The organism is Pseudomonas sp. GW821-FHT12A04, from assembly GCF_058807755.1.
Window position 1 is genome coordinate 66,621 of record NZ_JBXAQZ010000015.1, and the last position, 18,608, is coordinate 85,228.

General features: G+C 63.4%; 7 protein-coding genes. 6 read left to right on the forward strand and 1 reads right to left on the reverse strand.

Going from position 1 to position 18,608, the window contains the following annotated elements:
- Positions 1-2 precede the first annotated feature (2 nt).
- The 3 genes from AC1RS8_RS22745 (at position 3) to AC1RS8_RS22755 (ending at position 16,131) form a co-directional block, all read left to right on the forward strand.
- Positions 3-3,101 (forward strand): non-ribosomal peptide synthetase, encoded by a 3,099-nt coding sequence (locus AC1RS8_RS22745; protein WP_489338978.1) that lies wholly within the window; start codon positions 3-5, stop codon positions 3,099-3,101.
- A complete protein-coding gene (locus AC1RS8_RS22750; protein WP_493163645.1) occupies positions 3,098-14,902 on the forward strand; it encodes an amino acid adenylation domain-containing protein in 11,805 nt (3,934 codons plus the stop codon). Before AC1RS8_RS22745 ends, AC1RS8_RS22750 begins: the two co-directional genes overlap by 4 nt.
- Before the next feature lie 263 nt (positions 14,903-15,165).
- Positions 15,166-16,131, forward strand: a complete 966-nt coding sequence (locus AC1RS8_RS22755; protein WP_489338976.1) for an alpha/beta hydrolase — start codon at positions 15,166-15,168, stop codon at positions 16,129-16,131.
- A 147-nt stretch (positions 16,132-16,278) separates the two neighbouring features.
- On the opposite strand, the gene AC1RS8_RS22760 is transcribed toward AC1RS8_RS22755, so the two are convergent.
- Positions 16,279-16,599 (reverse strand): DUF6124 family protein, encoded by a 321-nt coding sequence (locus tag AC1RS8_RS22760; protein WP_489338975.1) that lies wholly within the window; start codon positions 16,597-16,599, stop codon positions 16,279-16,281.
- A 536-nt stretch (positions 16,600-17,135) separates the two neighbouring features.
- Here AC1RS8_RS22760 and relB point away from each other — a divergent pair.
- From relB to AC1RS8_RS22775, 3 genes are all read left to right on the forward strand, one after another.
- Positions 17,136-17,390: a type II toxin-antitoxin system RelB family antitoxin gene (gene relB, locus AC1RS8_RS22765; RefSeq protein ID WP_489338974.1), complete on the forward strand. Its 255-nt coding sequence runs from the start codon at positions 17,136-17,138 to the stop codon at positions 17,388-17,390.
- Positions 17,380-17,829: a hypothetical protein gene (locus AC1RS8_RS22770; protein ID WP_489338973.1), complete on the forward strand. Its 450-nt coding sequence runs from the start codon at positions 17,380-17,382 to the stop codon at positions 17,827-17,829. The genes relB and AC1RS8_RS22770 overlap by 11 nt, the downstream gene beginning before the upstream one ends.
- A 206-nt stretch (positions 17,830-18,035) precedes the next feature.
- A complete protein-coding gene (locus AC1RS8_RS22775) occupies positions 18,036-18,572 on the forward strand; it encodes a glyoxalase superfamily protein (protein WP_057713941.1) in 537 nt (178 codons plus the stop codon).
- The last annotated feature ends 36 nt before the right edge of the window (positions 18,573-18,608 follow it).

The following is an 18,608-nucleotide window of genomic DNA, read 5'->3' on the forward strand; positions in this document are numbered from 1 at the left end:
ACATGAACACCACCGCCCTCGAACCTTCGGTAGACGTATTCCAGACTTCGGCCCAGCAGGCCTTTTATTTGCGGGCCCAGGAGCTGGGCGCACGACCGCTGTTCGCCACGCTGACGTTGCCGGTCGCCCGGCCAGTGGACGCCCGGGCGTTGCGCAGGGCACTGGAAACACTCAGTCAGCGCCATGAAATCCTGCGCACGCTGTACCGTCGTCTGCCGGGCATGAAGTGGCCGGTGCAGAGCCTGTGCGATGGGTTGCCGCTCACCCTGCTGGGTAACCAGCCTTCAGTGGCCGAGGCCTTGAGCCGCAGCCGTGAAGTCATGGTTGAAGATTCGAATCAGGCGCTGGTGTTGGCGCAGGTTGAAGACGGGGCAGGGCAGCCTTTCATCACCCTGCTGACCCCGGCATGCAGCATCGACGAGGCATCGCTGCGGGTGCTGGCGAGTGAACTTGGCAGCCTGTTGCGCGGTGAAACTCTGGTCGACGACGAGGACGCGCTGCAATACCTGGACTACAGCGCATGGCAGGAAGAACTGCGCGAAGAGGACATCGGCCACCAGGGCGCGGCGTTCTGGCGCAACCTGCAATCGCAGTTCGTCGTGGCTCATCGCGTGCCGTTCGAAAAAACCGTCGAAGTCACTCTGGTTCGTCGTCAGGCAACGTTGATTGACGCCCCATGGCTTGCTGGCGTGCAACGGGTCGCTGCCGAAACGGGCGCCGAGGCAGAGCAATTGGCGCTTTTGCTGTGGACCGCATTCGTTGCACGCATCGGCCACCAGGAAAAGCTGCTGATGGGCTGGCAGGTGGAGGGGCGCAACGAGCAAACCATCGCCACCCTCGGACGTTTCGCCCGGCGTTTGCCGGTGGCCTTCGATCACCGCAGCCAGCAGACACTGGCACAAGCGTTGGTGGCGTTTGCCGCCAGCGTCGAACAGTCGCTGTCGTGGCTCGATTGCCTCAACGAATTCGAACTGAGCGTCGAAGGTACCGCGCCGCTGCGTTACGGCTTCGTCTATCAGGCCGCCATTGAAAGCGCTATCGAGGTGGACGACGGCAACCCCGAAGTCCTTCGCCTGCGAGTGCAGGGCGATCAGTTGCATTTGTCGTGTCTTGACGGTGCGCTGCCCGAACCGATGCTGGTTGAATGGCTGGAGCAGTTTGTCGAGTTCAGTCACCAATTGCTGGGTTCGCCCGAAATGACCCTGGCTCAGGCGACTCTGGTCAATGACGCACAACTGACCCGATTGGTCGAAGGCTTCAACCCGAACGCCACCGAGCAGGCATTGCCGTTCCGCTTCCTGCAAGAACTGTTCAGCGAACAGGCGCACCTGCATCCGCAACGCATCGCCCTGAGCGTCAACGGTCAGCGCCTGAGCTATGCCGAACTGGATGCACGCTCCAATCAGGTGGCCAATGCCTTGCGCGGCCAAGGCGTGACCCCGGATGAAATTGTTGCGGTCTACGGCCGGCGCTCCCTGGAAATGGTCATCGCCCTGTTGGGCACGCTCAAGGCTGGCGCTGCGTACTTGCCGCTGGACCCGAACTACCCGATCGAGCGTCTGGCGTTCATGCTCGCCGATACCGGCGCGCGCCATGTGCTGGCCTGCCAAACGCTGCCGGATGCATTGCCTGGTGAGCGGATAATTTCCCTGATGCCGGGGGCCGAAGTCTGGTCCGCCGCGCAAATTCGGCCTGAGCCACAAGGCGACAGCGCCAATCTGGCCTACGTCATCTACACCTCCGGTTCCACCGGCAAACCCAAGGGCGTGATGATCAGCCATGCCAACGCCGTGGCCTCGACCCTGGCGCGCAATGCCTTTTATCGCCAGCCGCTGCGCGGGTTCCTGATGCTCTCGTCGTTCTCCTTCGACAGCTCGGTGGCCGGGGTTTTCTGGGCGTTGGGGCAGGGCGCGACCCTGTGCCTGCCGGACGAAGACAGCTACAAGGATCCGGCGCAACTGGCGGCGCTGATCCAGCGCGAGGAGATTTCCCACTACCTGACCTTGCCGTCGTACCACGCACAGATTCTCGAACACCTCGACCGCCAGGCGCTGGCCTGTGTGATCGTCGCTGGCGAAGCCTGCAGCAACGCACTGGTACAGCGACATCGCGAGGCATTGCCGGGGGTGGCGTTGGTCAACGAATACGGCCCGACCGAGGGCACCGTGTGGTGTTCGGCCTGGGAGTTGCCCCTCAGCGACGATGACGACAGCATTCCCATCGGCCAGCCGATTGCCGGCATGCGCATCCATGTGCTCGGCCCGGACCTGCAACCGGTGGCCGTGGGCGTCGAAGGCGAGTTGTATGTCGGCGGGGCCGGCATTGCCCGAGGTTATCTGCAACGGGCCACGCTGACCGCCGAGCGTTTTGTCCCCGACCTGTTCGCGAAGGCGGCGGGCCAGCGCCTGTACCGCACCGGCGACCTGGCGCGCTATCGCGCCGATGGCGTGCTGGAGTATCTGGGTCGGGTCGATCACCAGGTGAAAATCCGTGGCTTCCGCATTGAGCTGGGCGAAATCGAGTCGGTCATGCGTAACGCGCCGGGCATCGAGGACGCCGCCGTGATTGCCCGGGAAACCCCGACCGGCCCGCAACTGCTTGGCTTCGTGGTGTCCCCGGCCGACACCGCCGACATCCGCCTCAACGAATTGCGCAGCCACTTGGCCGAGGCGTTGCCCGAGCACATGCAACCGGCGCGCTTGCAGGTGCTGGAGCGCTTCCCGTTGATGCCCAACGGCAAACTCAATCGCCAGGCCTTGCTCGATCTCGATGTGCGCCGCAGCGTCTTCGTGGCGCCGCGCAACGACCTGGAAAAAACCCTGGCGGCGATCTGGGCCGAAGCGCTGCACGTCGAACGCGTCGGCGTGCACGACAACTTTTTCGAACTCGGCGGGCACTCGCTGCTGGCCACGCGCATTCGTGCGCGGATTCAGGAAGAACTGAACCTGGCGATCCCGCTCAAGCTGTTTTTCGACGGTGACACCCTGGAACGCCTGGCGGCGCAGATCGAGCAGTTCCGTCAGCACAATGAACATAAAGAAAACGATGTAGACGCCCTTGAAGCGTTGTTCGACGAAGTGGATGAGGAACACGCGCGATGAGTGCTGCACCGGACAGAATGATGACCCTGGCCCAGCGTTTCTGCGGCTTGAGCGCGGACGCCCGGCGCGCGTTGCAACAGAAGATGCATGCCCAGGGGCTGACCCTGGAACTGCTGCCGATCCCGCCACGGGACCGCGCCGTCGACACGCTGCCGGCGTCCTACGCGCAGCAGCGCTTGTGGTTCCTCTGGCAGATGCAGCCCCAGGCCACTGCCTACAACCTGACCGGTGCCTTCCGCCTGAGTGGCGAACTCAACCCTGAGGCGCTGGCGCAGACCCTGAGCGCGCTGGTGCAGCGTCACGAAGTGCTGCGCACCACCTTCGTTTTCGACGACCGGCAAGTGCTGCAAAAGATTCACCCACAGATGGATGCGCCGCTGCTCGAAGTCAGCGCTGGCGACGAGGCCGAACTGCAACGGCAGATCGCCCTCAACGCCGAGCAGCCGTTCGACCTGCACAGCGGTCCGTTGATGCGCTGCCGCTTGATCCGCCTCGATGCGCAGCAACATGTGCTGGTGCTGACCTTCCACCACATTGTCACCGACGGCGGTTCGCTGCCGATCCTGTTGCAGGAGTTCACCCGGCTCTATGCACAACTGAGCGCCGGTCAGGCCCCGCAGCTACCGGAGCTGGGTATTCAATACGCCGACTTCGCCCGCTGGCAGCGGCTGTGGCTGGAGGCCGGCGAGGCCGAACGCCAGCTCGATTACTGGCGCGTGCAGTTGGGCCGCGAACACCCGCCACTGAACCTGCCGACCGACCGTCGTCGCCCGGCGATCCCGAGCCAGCAGGGTGCCAGCGTCGAGCTGGAAATCCCCACTGCGTTGACCGCCCAACTGCGTGATCTTGCCCGCCGCGAAGGCTGCACCCTGTTCATGGTGCTGATGGCAGCGTTGCAGACACTGTTGCATCGCTACAGCGGCGAGCAGGACATTCGTGTCGGCGTGCCGATTGCCAACCGCACCCGCCAGGACGTGGAAAACCTGCTGGGCTTTTTCGTCAACACCCAGGTGTTGCGCAGCCAGCCCCGGGCCGACCAGCCATTTGTGCAGTTGCTGGCCGAGATCAAGACCGCGGCACTCGGCGCACAGGCCCATCAGGACCTGCCGTTCGAGCAACTGGTCGATGGCCTGGGCGTGGAGCGCAACCTGAGCCACACCCCGCTGTTCCAGGTGATGTTCAATCACCAGCGCGACAGTGGCGGCCCGCAACGTTGGGACCTGCCGGGGCTGAGCGTCGAACCGCTGATCTGGGATGAGAAAACCACCAAGTTCGACCTGATGCTCGACACCGTCGAGGGCGACGAGGGCATCCACGCGTCGTTCGTCTACGCCACTGAGCTGTTCGACGCCTCGACCATCGAGCGTCTCGGCCGGCACTTGCTGAACCTGTTGCAGGCGATTTGCACTGACAGCACGGTTGCCTTGGCGGACCTGTGCATGCTCGACGCCTCCGAGCAGCAGGCCACCTTGCGCGACTGGAATCGCACTGCCGGGTTGAACAGCGATCAGGCGAACCTGTTGTGCGCCCATCAACTGATCGAAGCCCAGGTCGCCGCGCACCCGAACAACATCGCCGTGACCTGCGACGGCGTCACCCTCACTTACGCCGAACTGAACCGACGCGCCAACCGCATCGCCCATCGCCTGCGCGAGCGCGGCGTCGGCCCCGATGTGTTGGTGGGCATCGCCCTGGAGCGTTCGCTGGAGATGGTCGTCAGCCTGGTGGCGATCCTCAAGGCCGGTGGCGCCTACGTGCCGCTGGACCCGCAATACCCGCAGGACCGCCTGGCCTACATGCTCGCCGACAGCGGCACGCGCCTGTTGCTGACCGATTCCGCGCTGTTGCTACAGCTGCCGTTGAACGAAGGCATTGAAGTGATCTGCCTCGATCACGCCAGCGACTGGCTGCTTGAGGCCTGTGCCGACAACCTGCCGAACCTGACCGCTCCAGCGAACCTGGCCTACGTCATCTACACCTCCGGTTCCACCGGCAAACCCAAAGGCACGCTGCTGCCCCACAGCAACCTGACGCGGCTGTTCAGCGCCACCGAGCACTGGTTCGGTTTCAATGCGCAGGATGTGTGGAGCCTGTTCCACTCCTATGCCTTCGACTTTTCCGTGTGGGAAATATTTGGCGCGTTGTTCTACGGCGGCAAGCTGGTGGTGGTGCCCCACGCGGTCAGCCGCTCCCCGGAAGACTTCGCCCGCTTGCTCAGTGATGAGGGAGTCACGGTACTCAACCAGACCCCTTCGGCCTTTCGCCAGTTGATGCCGTTCGCCTGCGCCAATGCGCCAGACATGGCCCTGCGGTATGTGGTGTTCGGTGGCGAGGCGCTGGACGTGGCCAGCCTGCGTCCGTGGTATGACGCCTTCGACGACCGGCAGCCGTTGCTGATCAATATGTACGGCATCACCGAAACCACCGTGCATGTGACCTACCGGCCGCTGTCCCGCGCCGACCTCGATGGCGCCAATAGCTCGCCGCTGGGGGAGCCGATCGGCGATCTGCGTTGGTACGTGCTCGACCCGCGCCTGAACCCGGTGGCCAAGGGCTGCGTCGGTGAGCTGTATGTCGGCGGTGCCGGCCTTGCCCGCGGCTATCACCAACGTGCCGACCTGACCGCCATGCGGTTCGTGCCGGACCTGTTCGCCGCCGAGTCGGGCGCGCGCCTGTATCGCACTGGCGATCTGGCGCGTTATTGCGCCGATGGCAGCATCGAGTACGCCGGGCGTATCGACCATCAGGTGAAGATCCGTGGTTTCCGCATCGAACTGGGGGAAATCCAGGATCGTCTGCAAAGCCATCCGGCCATCGAGCAGGCGCTGGTTCTGGCACCGCAGGTCAATGGCAGCCCGCAATTGGTCGCGTGGTTCACCGCGAGCGGCGGCGACAGCGATTTGCGCAACTCCCTGCGTGAACATTTGCAGGCCGGTTTGCCGGACTACATGGTGCCGGCGCATCTGATCAAACTCGACCAATGGCCGCTGACCGGCAACGGCAAACTCGATCGCGCTGCATTGCCCAAGCCCGACGCAACGCTGGCGCAGCAGGTCTACACCGCGCCGATGGACGCTATGCAAACCGAGTTGGCGGCGATCTGGCAAGACGTGCTCAAGCTCGAGCGCGTGGGCATCGACGACAACTTCTTCGAACTGGGCGGCGACTCGATCATCTCGATCCAGGTGGTCAGCCGCGCGCGTCAGGCCGGGATTCGCATCACCCCGCGGGACCTGTTCCAGCACCAGACCGTGCAGAGCCTGGCGAAGGTCGCGGTACGCAGCGCCGGGTTGGTCATCGACCAGGGGCCGGTGCGTGGCGAGGTGCTGCTGACGCCGATCCAGCACTGGTTCTTCGAGCAGGACATCGAGGCCCGTCACCACTGGAACCAGTCGCTGCTGCTGGAACTGCGCGAGCCGCTGGACAGTGCCAGCCTGCAACAGGCCTTGGCCGCGCTGGTAGAACATCACGACGGGTTGCGCCTGCGGTTGCGTCAGGTCGACGGCGTCTGGCAACAGGCCCAGGCCGAGCAGTGGAACAGTGCCGAGGTGCTGTGGCAGCGCCAGGCCGCCAATGCCGATGAACTGCTGGAACTGTGCAACGCCGCGCAGGCCAGCCTGAATCTGCAGGACGGCCCGCTGTTGCGTGCCTTGCTGGTGGACATGGGCGCGGCGGGCCAGCGCCTGCTGCTGGTGGTGCATCATCTGGCGGTGGACGGCGTGTCCTGGCGATTGCTGCTGGAAGATTTGCAAACCGCGTATCAACAAGCGCAGCAAGCTCAACCCCTGCGTCTGCCAGCGAAAACCAGCGCCTATCAGGCCTGGGCCGCTCGCCTGCAAACTCATGCGCAAAGTGCTGCATTGGCCAGCCAAGCCAGTTACTGGCAAGACCAGTACCGCGACGTACAGGTGCAACTGCCCGCCGACAACCCCCAAGGCAGCCTGGCCAGCCAGCATGCCGTGAGCGTGGAAACGTTGCTCGACAGCACATTGACCCGCCAACTGCTGCAGGACGCCCCGGCGGCTTACCGCACTCAGGTCAACGACCTGTTGCTGACGGCACTGACGCGGGTGTTGGGCAACTGGACCGGTCAAACTTCGACGCTGGTGAAACTGGAAGGCCATGGCCGCGAAGACCTGTTCGACGACATCGACCTGACCCGCACCCTGGGCTGGTTCACCTCGATCTTCCCGGTGAAACTCACCCCGGCCACTGATCTGGCCGGCAGCATCAAAGCGGTCAAGGAACAGCTGCGCGCCGTGCCCGACAAAGGTATCGGCTTCGGCATCCTGCGTTATCTGGCCGACGCCGGCCTTGAGGATCTGCCGTCGCCGCACGTCACCTTCAACTACATGGGCCAGTTCGACGCCAGTTTCGACGAGCAGGCGCCGTGGCGTCCGGCCCGGGAAAACGGTGGCGCCGAGCAGGGCGCATCGGCCGAACTGGACCGGGGCCTGAGCATCAACGGTCAGGTGTATGCCGGGCAACTGCGCCTGAGCTGGACCTTCAGCGGTGACGTGTTCAACCCGCAGACCGTGCAACGTCTGGCCGATGCCTACGCCCTGGAGCTGCAACAGCTGATCGAACATTGCCTGAGCGGTGCCGGCGGGTTGACCCCGAGCGACGTGCCACTGGTGCGCGTCGATCAGGCGCAGCTGGATGCCTTGCCGCTGGCGGCCAGCCAGATCGAAGACATCCTGCCGCTGTCGCCGATGCAGCAGGGCATGCTGTTTCACAGCCTGTTCGCCCCGGATGCCGGGGCCTACATCCCGCAGATGCGCGTGGATGTGCAGGGGCTCGACGTCGAGGCGTTCCGCGCTACCTGGCAGCAGACGCTGCAGCGCCATGAAGTGCTGCGCGCGGCGTTCTTTAGCGAGAGCAATGGTTCGCGGCCGCTGCAAGTGATCCTGGCCGACGCCACGCTGCCGCTGACCGTGCTCGACTGGCGCGATCAACTCCAGGTTACCGAAGCGCTGGATCGCCTGGTCGAGGACGACCGTCTGCGCGGTTTCGACCTGACATTGGCGCCGTTGCTGCGCCTGACCCTGGTGCAGACCGCCGATGACCGCCATCACCTGATCTTCACCAACCACCACATCCTGCTCGACGGCTGGAGCACTTCGCAGTTGTTCGGCGAAGTGCTGCAGCGGTATTGCGGAATCATGCCGGCGCCGAGTGTTGGCGGTTATCGCGATTACATGACTTGGTTGGGCACCCGGGATCGCGCCGCGTGCGAAGCGTTCTGGCTGGAGCAATTGCAGTCGTTCACCGAACCGACGCGACTGGCCGGCGCCTTGTCGGGGCCGGTTGCCGGGCAGGGCGATGCTCATCGCACCCTGCACCTGAGCCTGGACCGCGCGGCCACCGAGCGCCTGAGCGGGTTCGCCCGTCAGGCCCGCGTCACGCCCAACACCCTGTTGCAAGCGGCGTGGTTGTTGCTGTTGCAGCGCTACACCGGGCAGCAAACAGTGGCGTTCGGCGCCACGGTGTCGGGGCGTCCAAGCGAATTGCAAGGCATCGAGCAGCAGATCGGTCTGTTCATCAACACCTTGCCGGTGATCGCCACACCGCACCCCGAGCGCACGGTCAGCCAATGGATCGATGAAGTCCAGGCGCTCAACCTCAAGTTGCGCGAAGTCGAATACACACCGCTGGCGGATGTGCAGCGTTGGGCCGGTCACTCTGGCGAGGCGCTGTTCGACACGCTGCTGGTGTTCGAAAACTATCCGGTGGCCCAGGCGCTGGAGGAGGGCAATGCCAGCGCGCTGAAGTTCTCCGGCATCAGCAACCACGACCAGACCAGCTTCCCCTTGGCCATCGCCGCCGAGCTGGGTGAATGCCTGGATTTGCGTTTCAACTACGACACGGCGCTGTTCAGCGCCGAAGCCATCGAAGGCTTGAGCACACGTCTGCTGGCATTGCTCGATGCCATGGTCAGTGCGCCGCAACTGCCATTGGGGCGCTTGAACCTGCTCGATGCCGCGCAAACGGCGCAGCAGATCGAGGGTTTCAACCGCACCGCGCAGGCCTGGCCGGATGTGCGTCCGGTTTACCAGTGCTTCGAAGCCCAAGTGCTGCGAACCCCGGAGGCCCCGGCCCTGGTGTTTGCCGGCCAGACCCTCAGCTATCGCGAACTCAATCGACAGGCCAACCGGCTGGCGCACTACCTGCGCAGCCAGGGCGTCGGCGCCGAAGTGCTGGTGGGCATTGCCGCCGAGCGTTCGCTGGAACTGGTGATCGGCCTGCTGGCGATCATGAAGGCCGGTGGCGCCTACGTGCCGCTGGACCCGGACTACCCGCGCGAACGCCTGGAGCACATGTTCGACGACAGCGGCGTACACCTGCTGCTGACCCAGCGTCATTTGCTTGAGCAGTTGCCGATTCCGCCCGCCGCCACGGCGATTTGTCTCGATGACATGGCCGGTTTGCTGGACGGCCTGAGCAACGAAAACCTGCCCTGTGTGGTCGAGCTGCAATCGCTGGCCTACATGATCTACACCTCCGGCTCCACCGGCAAACCCAAGGGCGCGGCCAACCACCATGAGGCCTTGTACAACCGCTTGGCGTGGATGCAGGGCGCGTACCCACTGGACGGGCGCGACACCGTATTGCAGAAAACCCCGTTCAGTTTCGACGTGTCGGTCTGGGAGTTTTTCTGGCCATTGATGACCGGCGCACGCCTGGCCGTGGCCGAGCCGGGTGCCCATCGCGATCCGGCGCAACTGGTCAGCCTGATCGAGCAGTACCGGGTCAGCACCCTGCATTTCGTGCCGTCGATGCTGCAGGCGTTCGTGCAGGGCGAAGGCTTCGAGCGTTGCGCCAGCCTGCGGCAGGTCATGTGCAGCGGCGAAGCCCTGTCGGCGGACTTGCAGCACAGCCTGTTCCGCGTGCTGCCCAACGTTGGCCTGTACAACCTGTACGGCCCGACCGAAGCGGCCATCGACGTGACCCACTGGACTTGTGTCGACGACGGCGGCTTCAGCGTGCCGATCGGTCAGCCGATTGCCAACCTGGTGACCTACATCCTCGACGACAGTCTGCAACCGCAAGTGCAAGGTTGTGTGGGTGAGCTGTATCTGGGCGGCATCGGCCTGGCCCGTGGTTATCAAAACCGTCCGGAGCTGACCGCTGAACGCTTCGTTGCCAGCCCGTTCGGTGAGCAGGGCGAGCGCCTGTACCGCACCGGCGACCTGGCGCGTTACCGCGCGGACGGCGTGATCGAATACGTCGGGCGCATCGACCATCAAGTGAAGATCCGCGGCTTGCGCATCGAGCTGGGGGAAATCGAAGCCTGCCTGCTGGAGCATCCATCGGTGCGCGAGGCCGTGGTGATCGCCCTCGACGTTGGCAAGTCCAAGCAATTGGTGGCTTACGTCACAGGTCCTGTTGCCGTTGATCCACTCAAGCAACACTTGCGCAACGCGCTGCCCGAGCACATGCAGCCGAGCCACGTGCTGTTGCTCGATCAGTTGCCGGTCACGCCCAACGGCAAGCTCGACCGCCGCGCGCTGCCACAGCCGGACCAGCAAGTGCGCGAGTACGTGGCGCCGCGCAATGCCGTGGAATCGACCTTGCAAGCGGTGTGGCAAGAATTGTTCGAAGTGCCGCAGGTGGGCATGCACGACAACTTCTTCGAACTGGGCGGCGACTCCATCGTCTCGATCCAGGTCGTCAGCCGGGCGCGCAAGGCCGGTTTGAGCATTTCACCCAAGGACGTGTTCAGCCATCCGACCCTGGCCGGGCTGGCGACGGTGGTCCAACCGGTCGTGGCGGATGAAGCCGTGCCGGCGCTGGTTGCACCGGCAGCGAAAATCGAGCTGAGTGACGCGCAGTATCAAGCGCTGGAATTGACGGCGGACGAAGTCGAGGACGTCTATCCGCTGTCGCCGATGCAGCAAGGCATGTTGTTCCACTCGGTGCAGGACGGCGAGTCGGGGCTCTACGTCAACCAGATCGAAGTAGGCGTGCGCGGGGTAGACGGTACGCGTTTCCGCGAGGCCTGGGCCGATGCCGCCCGGCGTCACGCAATTCTGCGCACCGCATTCCTCTGGGAAGGCGACAAGGAACCGCTGCAAGTGGTGCTGCGTGACGCGCCGTCACTGCTCACTGAATTGGACTGGCGCGGGCTCGATGGTCAGCCTGAGCGCGCCCGCCAACTGGCCCTCGAGGAGCGCGAACGCGGTTTCTCGTTGAACCGTGCGCCGCTGTTGCGCCTGTTGCTGGTGCGCCTGGAAGACGACCGCTATCGCCTGATCTGGACCTACCACCACATCCTCATGGATGGCTGGAGCGTGTCGCGCCTGATCGGTGAAGTGCTGCGCCATTACAGCGGTGAGGAGCACGAGCCGGTGGCCGCCTATCGCGACTACATCGACTGGCTCGGCCAGCAAGTCGCCGAGGCCAGCGAAGCGTTCTGGAAAGACAAACTCAATAATCTCGAAGGCGCCACGCACCTGGCTCGCGCACTGCCGGTCAAGGCGCCGCAAGCCGGTTATCACGCGATCTATACGCACCTGAGCGCCGGGCAGACCGCGGGTTTGCAGGCCTTTGCCCAGCAACAGCAAGTGACCCTCAACACCCTGGTGCAAGCCGCGTGGTTGCTGCTGTTGCAGCGCTACACCGGCCAGCGCACGGTGACCTTCGGCGCCACGGTGTCCGGGCGCCCGGAAACACTCAACGGCTCGGAGAACATGCTCGGGCTGTTCATCAACACCTTGCCGGTGGTCAACACGGTGCCGACCGAAGCCAGCGTCGGCGACTGGCTGCGGGAGATCCAGGCCTGCAACCTCGACATCCGCGACTTCCAGCAAACCCCGCTCAGTGATATTCAGCGCTGGGCCGGGCAGGGCGGGCAGTCGTTGTTCGACAGCATCATCGTGTTCGAAAACCAGCCGGTGGACCGTACCCTGCGCGAGTGGAACGGCGATTCCCTGCGCTTCGAGGACGTCTCCGATTTCGGCCTGACCAGCTTCGCCATGGACCTGATGGTCAGCCTCGACGAGGGGCTGCGCATCGAGTACATGCACCAGCGCGATCAGTTCGATCTGGCGACCGTCGAAGTGTTGCGCAGCCACATGGAAAGCCTGATGCAGCGCCTGTGCGACGATGCCGGGCGCGCCGTCGGTGAGCTGGGCCTGCTGACCCTGGACGAAGGCCGGGCGCTGGACGGCGAACCACCGGTGGTGGCTGAGGGTGACGAGACGCCAGTGCACGAACTGATCCGTCAGCGTGCGCGACTGCAACCGGATAACACGGCGCTGGTGCTCAGTTATGCCGATCGCGACGCCGAGCAGTTGAGTTATGCCGAGCTGGACCGTCGCTCCGATGCCCTGGCAGTGCATCTGCTGGAGCAAGGCGTGCAGGCCGAAGATGTGATCGGTGTGTTCATGGAGCGCTCGCTGGAGCTGGTGGTGTCGCTGCTGGCGGTGATGAAGTGCGGTGCGACCTACGTGCCGCTGGACCCGCAATACCCGCAGGAACGCCTGCGCTACATGATGGCCGACAGCGATATGCGCTTGCTGCTGACCCAGGAGCGTCTGTGCGATAGCGCGCAACTCAATCCGGGCACGGCGATGGTCGCAGTGGATCGCTTGAACCTAGACGTCGATGTGGCGGTGCCATCGAGTTCCGTGCACGCCGAGCAACTGGCCTACCTGATCTACACCTCGGGCTCCACCGGCAAGCCGAAAAGCGTCGCCGTCGCCCACGGGCCTTTGAGCATGCACGTGCAAGCCATTGCCGAACTGTACGAGATGGACCCGGACAATCGCGAGCTGCATTTCATGTCGTTCGCCTTCGACGGCGCCCATGAACGCTGGATCACCGCGCTGATCAGCGGCTCGACCCTGGTGATCCGCGACAACAATCTGTGGACCGCCGAGCAGACCCTGGCGGTGCTGCACCGCCAGCGCATCAGCGTCGCCTGCTTCCCGCCAGCCTATCTGCTGCAACTGGCCGAACACGCCGAATTGCAGGGCGGTGATCCACCACCGGTGCGCATCTATTGCTTCGGTGGCGATGCGGTGCCGGACGCCACCTTCGAGCGGGTCAAGCACACACTCAAGCCGCAGTTCCTGGTCAACGGCTATGGGCCGACGGAAACCGTGGTCACGCCGCTGCTGTGGAGAATCGCCGCCGACGGCCACTGCCAGGCGATGTATGCGCCGATTGGCCAACGTGTCGGCAGCCGCAGCCTGCACGTACTGGACATGGACCTCAACCCGCTGCCGGTGGGCATGGTCGGCGAGCTGTACATCGGCGGACGGGGTGTCGCGCGTGGCTACCATCGTCACCCGTGGCAGAGCGCCGAGCGCTTCGTTGCCGATCCGTTCAGCACCGAAGGCGGGCGCCTGTACCGCACCGGCGACCTGGTGCGCCGTCGCGAGGATGGTGTGTTCGATTACGTCGGGCGTATCGACCACCAGGTCAAGGTGCGCGGCTTCCGCATCGAACTGGGTGAAATCGAAGCCCGCCTGCGCGAGCAGGCCGGGGTCAACGATGCGCTGGTGGTGGTGCGTGACAACGGTCAGGGGCCGCAGCTGGTGGGCTATGTGGTAGCGGCGCAAGACGATGGCCTCGGCCCGCGTTGCCAGGCGGCATTGCGCGAGAGCTTGCCCGACTATATGGTGCCGACCCAGGTCGTGGTGCTGCCGCGCTTCCCGTTGACCCCTAACGGCAAGCTCGACCGCAAGGCCTTGCCGGACCCGGCCTTCACCGGCCGTGACTACGTGGCGCCGCGCACGCCGCTGGAATGGGCGCTGGCGGATATCTGGCAACAGGTGCTGGGCATCGAGAAGGTTGGCATTACCGACAACTTCTTCGAGTTGGGCGGCGATTCGCTGCGTACCCTCAAGGTGATCTCGAAAGTCCGTGCCCTGAATGAGCCGGGCTTCCAGCTCAAGCTGCGGGACATGATGGCCAAGCCGACGATTGCCGGGTTGTCCGGTGTCGATGAACAGCCGCTGCGACAGAGTCCGCAACCGCTGTTGCTGCTAAACCAGGTGGTGAATGATCAGCCGCCGCTGTTCTGCCTGCACGCCGGTTTCGGCACGGTGTTCGACTACGAGCCATTGGCCCGACGCCTGGATGGCGAGCGCACGGTGTACGGCGTGCAATGCCGGATGCTGCTCGACCGGCAGTGGCACGACAGCTCGCTTTCGCAGATGGCCCAAGATTACGTCGAGGCGATCCGCGCCCGGCAACCCCAGGGGCCGTACCACGTGCTGGGCTGGTCGCTGGGCGGGGCGTTGGCGTTGATGGTGAGTGACTTGTTCGAACAGCAGGGCCAGCGAGTGGCGTTTGTCGGCCTGGTGGACAGCTTTGTGCCGACCCAGGTCAATGCCGTCGCCAGCCCGGATGAGTGGCGCACGGATCTGGCCGAGTTCCTCGGTGCAACCTTGGGCATGGATGGCGAGGTGATTGCCCGGGTGTTGAGTACCGAGTCGACGGGGGACCACGAGGCAGTGGCGCGGATCATTCGTGCGGTGATCGACAGCGAAAGCGATCAGGCCAGCGGCTACGCGCTGCTCGGTGCCGATGAGCTGGCCCAGACGTTCATGGTCAGCACGCGGATGAAGGCGCTGTCGCGACAGGTCGAGACCTTGCCGATTCCGCAGGCCGAGCTGCATTGCTGGTGGGCCGATGGCAACCCGACGACCGAACGCGCGACACTGGAGCGTCAGCGACCACGGCTGCGCAAGGTGCAAACGGTAACGGCCGGCCACTTCGATATCCTGCAGCAGGAGGAGTGCCTGGACGCCGTGGTGGCGGCGCTTGACCGGGAGGTGGTGCCAGAGCTCTAAACCAATCATTTGTGTTGACGGGGCTTCCCTGTGGCGAGGGGGCTTGCCCCCGTTCGGCTGCGAAGCAGTCGCAAACCCGAACAACGCGGTATGTCTGACTAATCTCAAACGCTGGTTCTGGGGCCGCTTCGCGACCCAACGGGGGCAAGCCACCTCGCCACATGTTTTCGTTCGGCATGGGAGGGTCTTCATTGAACCCTAATGAACATCCCGCCCGGTTCGTTTACCAGGGCAAGACTGTTTATTTTTGGAGACTACCGCCCATGGCACTGCACCCGGACATCGAAGGGTTTCTAGAGCTGGCCGAGTTCGGCCGCCTCAGCGGCAAAAGCCAACCCATGCATGAGCTGAACCCGAGCGAAGCGCGGCAGCAATTCGAACAGACTTCGCAGTTGCTCGATGCGGCGCCAACGGGGGCGTTGACGGTGACGGAGGTCAGCATTGCTGCACGGGATGGGCATGTGCTCAATGCGCGGCTGTACGCCAAACCACAACCGGACAACGAGCCGCGCCCGGTGTTGCTGTACTTCCATGGCGGCGGGTACGTGGTGGGCAGCCTCGATTCCCACGACACCCTGTGCCGGCGACTGGCGCTGGCGGGGGAGTTTGCCGTGTTGTCAGCGGACTATCGCTTGGCGCCTGAGCACCGTTTTCCCACCGCTTACAACGATGCCGAAGACATCACGCGTTGGTTGGCCATCACCGGAGCCAAGGCGCTGGGGCTGGACGCCAGGCGCATTGCGCTGGCGGGGGACAGCGTCGGCGGCAGCCTGGTGGCATCGCTGTGCATCGCCATTGCCCAGGACCCGTTGGGATGGCCGCTTGTGCCGCGCCTGCAAGTGTTGCTGTACCCGGTGATCGACGCGGTAAAAAAACGCCCATCCCTCGAGCGATTCGCCGAAGGCTATCTGCTGGAAGCCACCACGCTGGAATGGTTCTACCAGCAATATCAACGCAGTGAAGCGGATCGTGCCGACTGGCGTCTTTCACCGTTGTACGCCGAGTGCGTGCAACGGCTGACGCCGACGGTGTTGTGGCTGGCCGAATACGATCCGTTGCTCGATGAAGGTCTGGCCTGGGCCGAGAAACTGCGTACTGCGGGGCAACCCCTGATGCTGGAGGTCAAGGCCGGCATGACCCACGACTTTGCGCGCATGGGCGAGATGGTCCAGGAGGTGCCGGGGATGCTGGTGCAACTGGCGGCGCAGATCAGCGAGAGTCTGGCCTGACGTATGGCGTAGTGATCAGCGACGCCGTCCCCCTGTGGGAGCGAGCTTGCTCGCGATAGCGGCAGCACATTCAACATTGATGTGTCTGACACACCGCCATCGCGAGCAAGCTCGCTCCCACAGTTTGTTTTGCGCTGACTCGGATAACTAAGGCGGATCAAGCCGATCCAGCGCCCGATTCACCGCCAGTTCCCCCAGCATGATCACCTGCGCAATCCCCAGCAGCGCATTGCGGCTTGTTCCTTGTAGATGATCCACCAGATCGTTGGCCATGACATTGGCCGACGCCAGCGACTCACAGGCATGCACCAGCAGGGTTTCGGTACTGAGTTCGGGGTTGACGATGAACATCGTGCTGGGTGTGCGCGGAGTGGCCATGATGTTGGAGCCGGGGTTGAGGTGGTGATCGAGGCTTTCGTGCGGGGAGGCCGGGTCGGAGTCCGGCGGATTCGGAGTTACTTTGAACATAGGTGGATTTCCTAATGGGGCCACGACCATTTCGCTACTAAACGAAAGGGTGGCGGCTGTGCGCAAGTTAGTAGACCGGAGAACCCACCAAATCCGGCGCGTCCGAGGACGCCATGCGCACAGCCACCATTGAGTGCAGGCGAGCCTGACTAAATGACGCTTATGCAACCGAGAGTGGGGAGTGCGGGCTACTAAACCCGATCACTGACAATCAGTGACCCGAATCAAGTTACCGATGACCCCCAAGGCGCACAAGCCGGCGGATTCTGGCGTACCTGTAGGCAACGACGCAAGGCGTTGTGGCTTTCACGAAGTAACCTGTAGGCCGATTAAACAAACACTGTCGAGTGGCATTTAACCCGCTGTTTTGCCTTGTCAGAGAGCGTTGAAAACCTCGGAATCGGCCGGAAGAATCCTACGAAAGTTTGCGGTTGGCCGTCGGAAGTCTGGTGTTTACGATCTATCGCGCAATGAACAGCTGGACCGGCAAATGACAGACCACCTTGCCAGCGACGACAGCGATCCCGGAGGTCAATGTGAGCACCGAGCTTTCCACCACCACCCCAAAGTTCGAAACTGACGAACATGCCGCCAGCTATGACTGCTGGTTCCGCTCCAAGGTGCAGGCTTCGCTTAAAAGCCCGTACCCGAACGTCCCGTATGATCAGGTAATGGTTGATATGCGAGCTCTTCTCGAATCAAAGTCTAATGGACGCGGTAGCGGACCACGCAGAATCAAGCCCATCGGCCTTCTGAAAAAAAACCAAGGACGACTCATTGATGGAACTTAAAAAAAACCTCATCAGTTGCCTGATATTCCCTATCGCCCCTGTGGCCGTCATTTTCCTGACCTCCGCCCTGTGCAGGGAAATCTGGACAGAAAACTTCTACACACCCGGTGAGGACGGTGGAGAAGTCGAGCCCACGCTGGCGCTCTTTATCATTCCACTCCTGCTGGTGATTGCCGCGCCGTTGCTGGCTGGGCTGACAGCGTTGACTCGATGGGTTGCGCGGCGTTTTGAACCCGGGGCCTGGTGGCGGTGGTTGATGGCGATTCCACGCGTCGTCCTGGCAGCCATTGCGTTGTTTCTGTTTCTGCTTTCGACCGGTTTCCTGATGGGAGATGTGCTCGGTCCCTTCAGGTATTGGCAGGTGGCTTGCGCATGGGCAGCCAGCGCGGTGACCGCCGGGGCATTTGTGGTTCAGCAACTTTCACGTCTAAAGGAGTAGTCCTCAGGCCTCGGACAGGGTTCTGCCGAGCCATCTTCCGCATTCCGTATCGGCTATGTATTATCGACCTCGGCCCGATGCTGCCCGCCGCTCGCTCCCGTTGGGAAAGGTGAAAGCGTCTCCTCCTTCTACAAACCCTGTCGCCTCTCTTGACGGTCGAGGTTTGGCAACGCGAGCACCAAAGCATCTCGGCTACAGGAGCAGTCATGTTTTCAATCGAGCAAGCCAAGCAAATGGCCAGACAGTTGCGCGCCTCGCTGGAGGAACGCAATCAAGTGGTGACCCATTCCACTGCGCTGGAACTGGTCGCCCAGCAACTGGGCTACAAGGACTGGAACACCGCGTCAGCGTTGCTTGCCCAGGCAAACACCCCGTCCACGCCTGCTGCAACGTTCGACAAACCTATTCCAATCTTACGGATGTTCGACGAAGCCAAGGCGCGTGAGTTCTATCTGGATTTCCTGGGCTTTAGCGTCGAGTTCGAGCATCGTTTCGAGGCGGATTTGCCGCTGTACCTGGGCATCAGTCGCGACGGGCTGCAACTGCATCTTTCCGAGCACCACGGCGATGCCAGCCCGGGCTCGACGGTGTTCGTGCCCATGCACAACATCGAACTGCTCAGGGACGAATTGCAGGGCAAGCGCTACGGATACGGACGCCCGGATATTGTTCAGCAGGGCTGGGGCAAGGAGCTGCAAGTCTACGACCCGTTCGGCAACCGGATTCGCTTCTGCCAGTATTGATCAGACGGTGCGGACCAGGGCGACCTGGTCCGTTTT

Bases quoted from the DNA above. Each gene is read 5' to 3' on its own strand.
- AC1RS8_RS22750 (WP_493163645.1), top strand. From the start codon at position 3,098: ATGAGTGCTGCACCGGACAGAATGATGACCCTGGCCCAGCGTTTCTGC.
- AC1RS8_RS22775 (WP_057713941.1), top strand. From the start codon at position 18,036: ATGTTTTCAATCGAGCAAGCCAAGCAAATGGCCAGACAGTTGCGCGCC.
- AC1RS8_RS22745 (WP_489338978.1), top strand. From the start codon at position 3: ATGAACACCACCGCCCTCGAACCTTCGGTAGACGTATTCCAGACTTCG.
- AC1RS8_RS22755 (WP_489338976.1), top strand. From the start codon at position 15,166: ATGGCACTGCACCCGGACATCGAAGGGTTTCTAGAGCTGGCCGAGTTC.
- AC1RS8_RS22760 (WP_489338975.1), bottom strand. From the start codon at position 16,599: ATGTTCAAAGTAACTCCGAATCCGCCGGACTCCGACCCGGCCTCCCCG.
- AC1RS8_RS22770 (WP_489338973.1), top strand. From the start codon at position 17,380: ATGGAACTTAAAAAAAACCTCATCAGTTGCCTGATATTCCCTATCGCC.